4 protein-coding genes and 1 pseudogene are annotated in these 4,956 nt (G+C 33.5%); 2 read left to right on the top strand and 3 right to left on the bottom strand.

Annotated elements, in window-relative coordinates; translation table 11 throughout:
* Positions 1-211 (top strand): annotated as a pseudogene (locus PHI38_RS09065) (bifunctional heptose 7-phosphate kinase/heptose 1-phosphate adenyltransferase); the annotation flags it as partial.
* Positions 204-776: a hypothetical protein gene (locus tag PHI38_RS09060; RefSeq protein ID WP_299855332.1), complete on the top strand. Its 573-nt coding sequence runs from the start codon at positions 204-206 to the stop codon at positions 774-776. The pseudogene PHI38_RS09065 and the gene PHI38_RS09060, both read left to right, overlap by 8 nt.
* Positions 777-778: 2 nt before the next feature.
* On the opposite strand, the gene waaF is transcribed toward PHI38_RS09060, so the two are convergent.
* From waaF to PHI38_RS09045, 3 genes are all read right to left on the bottom strand, one after another.
* Positions 779-1,753, bottom strand: coding sequence for a lipopolysaccharide heptosyltransferase II (gene waaF, locus PHI38_RS09055; protein WP_299855329.1), 975 nt, complete (start codon positions 1,751-1,753; stop codon positions 779-781).
* A complete protein-coding gene (locus tag PHI38_RS09050) occupies positions 1,750-3,660 on the bottom strand; it encodes an LTA synthase family protein (protein WP_299855327.1) in 1,911 nt (636 codons plus the stop codon). The genes waaF and PHI38_RS09050 overlap by 4 nt, the downstream gene beginning before the upstream one ends.
* On the bottom strand, positions 3,650-4,956 hold a 1,307-nt coding region (locus tag PHI38_RS09045), incomplete at its 5' end, for a hypothetical protein (RefSeq protein ID WP_299855324.1). The genes PHI38_RS09050 and PHI38_RS09045, both read right to left, overlap by 11 nt.

Genomic DNA, 4,956 nt, shown 5'->3' with positions numbered 1-4,956 from the left:
AGCGGTTGATTTTGTTGTTCCTTTTGAAGAAGATACACCTTATGAGCTTATAAAGATGATAAAACCAGATACACTTATTAAGGGTGGCGATTACGAAGGTAAAAATGTCATCGGAACAGAGTTTGCTCATGAACTAAAGTTGGTTGATTTTGTAGATGGGAAAAGTACTACAAAAACAATCCAAAAAATAAAAGGAGATGTAGATGTTTAAAAAAATATCAATAATTACGCTTTGCGCAGTATCTGCTTTTGCAATGCATAGCGCAGAGGTAAATATAAATAACTCAGATATAGAGTTATCAGCAAGAATAGACATGGGACAATTCAATGATGGTGTTGAACCAAATACAATTTTTTTAGGGGCTAAATACCTAAACGCTGATGAGAAACATAGTGATGCAAGAAGTATAGATGATTATCAAGAGATAAACTTTTTAATGCAAAGAGACGTTAGTAGTGACTTTAGGCTTGGACTAGGGTTTAAATTAAACCATACTAAAGATTTTGTCTCAACTCCACTAGGGATAGAGGCTACATATAAGTTGCCAATACCTTCAAGTGTTCCGTTTTATTTAGGTGGTGCTCTTTATGTTGCTCCAGAAGTACTCTCTTATGATAAAGCTGAAGATTTTTTAGAGTATAGAGTAACACTAGAGGCAGAAGCTATAAAAAATGGTTTCTTAGTGGTTGGATATAGACATATGGATACTAACTATAAGCGTGTTGATATTGAGTATAACGATTCACTCTATTTTGGACTTAAGTTTTTATTTTAGTCTTATAGATTTAACTCTTTTACGGCTTCTATAACTTCAGATGCCGTAATACTCTTCATACACTCATGATGCCCAAGTGGACACTCTCTTCTCATACATGGAGAACACTCCATATCGTGGCGCACAATCGTACTTTTTTCATTCATCCATTGGGATGTCTCGTGATGTTTAGTTGGACCAAAAATTGATATAGTTGGTACATTGTAAGCAGATGCTACATGCATAGGCCCACTGTCGTTTGTTATAAATAAAGAACAACCACCAATAAGTGAGCAAAGCTCTCTAATATCTGTTTTTCCAGCTAGATTTACATAGCTTGTAATATTTGATGCCACTAGAGATGATTCTATCTCTTTTGCCATATCAACCTCATTTGGTCCGCCAAAAATTATGATTTCATATCTATCGCTAAATTCAGCTGCTACTTGAGCAAATCTCTCAGGATACCATCGTTTTGCACTTCCATAAGTAGCTCCTGCATTTATACCCATAGTTGGCTTATCAAATTTTTTTGGCTCTATATAAAGTCTTAGTTTTGGTGTGACCTTATCCCACGCATCTGTGTTAATCATAGCTAGTTCGCTGTATTGTTTGCTTAAGTGTTTATCTGCTTTGATAGTTGGAGTGTGTGAGAGTAAAAAAGCAGAGTGCCATGATTTTTTAGCAACGCAAACTACACTTCCAGTTAGTTTTAATAGCAGTGAAGCGTGAATTTGATTTCTAAAAGAGATTGCCATATCAAAACTACCTAGTTTTTTTGCAAGTTGATAAGTTGCTTTCATCCTGTTTGGAGCTTTTTTTGTCTCATCAACTATAGCTTCCTCACAAAGAGGGTGATATTTTAAAGCTTCTATAGATACATAACTTCCAACAAATGTAAATCTTGCGCTAGGATAATATTTTGCTAATAGTTCAATGGCTGGAGTTGCCATAACTGCGTCGCCTAACCAGTTTGGTAATATAATTAAAATTTTCATTTTGCCCATCTATTTGACTGAAGTAGCTCGGCTTCTGCTGTATCCACTGAAAAAAGCAACTCTTTTAAATATTGATGGTTATTTCCTTTTTTTTCTACTGTTTTTTTGAAGTTATGAATGATATATCCGTCATTATTAATTAAACCAATTACATCCCCTCCAAAAAGATATACAAATCTCTCTTTTACATCATTATCAAAAAGTGAGTTTCCTATAGTTGTAATGTTTGCTTCAAAACCTAGCATGTCAACTATTGTTGGAAATATATCATTTTGAGATCCAAGAGTTTTTATCTCTTGAGGTTCAAATATTTTGGGTGCATATATAACTAGTGGAATTCTATAATGCTCAATTGAGCCTAACTTCTCTGGGTTGTCACGTAGTTCTTTTCCGATTTTATTTAATGCATCGCCATTTCCATGGTCTGCTGTAAAAATAAAGATTGTTCTATCAAACCAAGGCTCTTTTTTTGCACTATTCATAAATTTTTCAATAGCGTTATCAACGTAAAGATACGCATTTAATTCGCCATAGTAGTTATTTAAAGCATGAGGGTATCTCTCAAACTCAGCTCTTGGGAGATAAAGGTCAGGATGATTTGTAGAAGTAAATGCAAAAGATAAAAATGGCTCTTTTAGCTCAGAGATTTTTTTATTATAAAAATCTAAAAGATTGTAATCATATGTGCCTGTACGCGCCTCTTTACCCTCTTCAATTACTTCAATATTTGGAATGTCTTCTGCTCCATAATAATCATCAAACCCTGCAATATGTGTTACAGCATCCACTCTATATGATCTTCTATTACCACCTTGCATAGCCATTGTTGAATATCCATTGTCTTTTGCAACTCTGCCTAAATAACTTATATTTGAGAGTTCTAAGCCTCTTCCTAAATATTGAAATCCAGATGGTAGAGTGATGCCCGTAAAAAGAGAAGTGATACCAAAGATAGAACGAAAGCCATTAGCATAAAAATTTGTAAATTTTAAAGATTCATTGCTTAATTGTTTGAAAAATGGAGTTACATTTAACTCTTTGTACTTTGTAAACCCATCAATATGTTCAGCGCCCCATGACTCTAGTAAAACTATTACAACATTGTATTTTTCTTTCTGTTTTGATGGGTAGCTTTTAAAAAGAGGATAATTTTCATCAGGGTATGTTGCATTTGGAGTATAAAGAGAGTTTTTTGTTATATCAATCGCTTTATTTAAGTCAATTAGGTTGTGTCTTTCTCCACCTTGAGCAGCTCTATAAAGAGTAAAACATCCATTCAAGGCTAGGTTTCCAGAACTGATTTTACTCACAGCAAATGCATCAGAAGAGCCAAAGGATTTACCAGACGTTTTATTTCTTATTCCTAAAAAAAGTATTAGTAAAACAATGAGAGAAAAAATTATTAACTTTTTCCCGCCAACAAAAGTAATAGGTTGAGTTGAGAAAATAGTATAAAAAAGGTAAAAAGTAAAAAGTGAGAAGAGAGATGCTAAAACTGTATATATTAAGTATGAGTTAAAAGCTATGTTTGTGATGATATTGAAGTCATCTCCTAGATTAAAAACTTCATTTGAAATATGCTTATGTGTAAAATTAAAGTATAAAACATCACTAAAAGATATAGTAAAAATAGCTAACAGAATAACTGCCCATAATATGCCTATAACTTTTCTTGCCGTAATATTTTTAATAAAAATAAGTGGTATTATAAAAATAAATGAGAATGTAAAAAGAGTGATTGTATCAACTCTAAAGCCCATAAATAAAGACTGTATAGTCTGTATAAGTGTTAAGTCATTGAAGTCAGAAGGGTACATAACCAACAGTTGCAATCTAATTATCATCATGATAAAAAATGCAAAAAAGAGTACCCATCCTATTTGTGTAAATTGATTTTTAAACTTCACCGAGATCCTTTTTTTTTGTTTCATTTTCTATAAATATATAAAGCGGTGATGAGCCTATACTTAGCTTTGTATCTTCTATTTTTTTGCCACTGTATGAGAAGACGTTAAAATAATCTTCTTTTTTCAGAGTTGTTGGACGCAGCGACCAGTGAATTTGAAGGAGCTGGTTTTCTACTAAAAACTGCAGGATATAGTATCCACGTTTTATATCAAGCCTTAAAAACTGTGCATCTTTTAGTGTTTTTAACATGTATTTATAAACTTTAAATGCTTTTCTTTTTCTAAGGACATCTCTAGCATCAACCAGCCCATAACCAGAAGCTATAAGCTGGTGCCATGAGAGAGAGTCAACTTGTTGAGAAGCTAAGGCTAAGAGATGATAGCGAAGCATAAAATCTGCGTATAACTCTTCGCTTACACACTCATACTCACTAGTTGGTGCATAAGGTGCTGTGCCAGAGATAGGCCAGTTTGTTTCTGTAATATGTAACTCATGCTCACTTTTTGGACTAAGCCAAACCATAGTGCTAAGAAGTGATATTTTATCTTGAAGAGTAAAGCCCATCTGCATATTTTCAGGCGCACCTCGTCTATCAACATATAAGAGTGAAGATGTGCCATCAAATCTGTACTCAAGAGAGTTAAAAAGTGTATGAGCAGTGAAGTGGTATTCAAAGTCAATAACTCCACTACCTATCAACTTTATATCTTTGAACTTTGATTTTTTTAAATCATAAGCAACTTGATAGAAACGAATATATTCATCAACGCTAAAAAATCCCCATTTTGCACGGTTTATCGTAGAGCCAATCTCAAACATATCTACATAAGGCGAAAGAGTGCTAAAAATAGTTTCTAAATCTTTTTGCAAAAGCAAGAGGTCTTCTATATGTTCTCTGTCTTGAAGAATCTTGAGCGTTATCTTTTTATCTTTGCACTTAAGTATAAACTCTCTTAAGAGTGGAAGCTTATCCATCTCCCAAAGTTTTACTCTAAGTAAAACTCTCTCAATCTCCAGCTCACGAAGCATCTCAAGGGCCTCTTTTGGCTCTCTCTCAAAATCTAGGCCAAGACAGAAGAAATCACTAGAGTTGATTTTTTTTCTTTTGACAAAAGGTGTCATTATGATTGAAAACGGTAATACAAAAAGTGAGATAAAAAAGGTTTTTACAAGTGAGAAAAGCTGGCTTTTTCTCATCCTCTTTTTATAATCTTTGTCTTGCAATGGATATGGTTGGTCGGAATAGTTATCCCAGATATATGGCTCTTTCATAAGGCGAATTATAACCTTTTTAA

This window comes from Sulfurimonas sp. (assembly GCF_028694895.1).
GTDB lineage: Bacteria > Campylobacterota > Campylobacteria > Campylobacterales > Sulfurimonadaceae > Sulfurimonas.
The sequence above is the reverse complement of the archived record's forward strand: the minus strand, read 5'-3'. Positions and strand labels throughout refer to the sequence as shown.

Excerpts from the sequence above, each read along its gene's own strand:
- PHI38_RS09060 (WP_299855332.1), top strand. The coding sequence starts at position 204 with ATGTTTAAAAAAATATCAATAATTACGCTTTGCGCAGTATCTGCTTTT.
- waaF (WP_299855329.1), bottom strand. The coding sequence starts at position 1,753 with ATGAAAATTTTAATTATATTACCAAACTGGTTAGGCGACGCAGTTATG.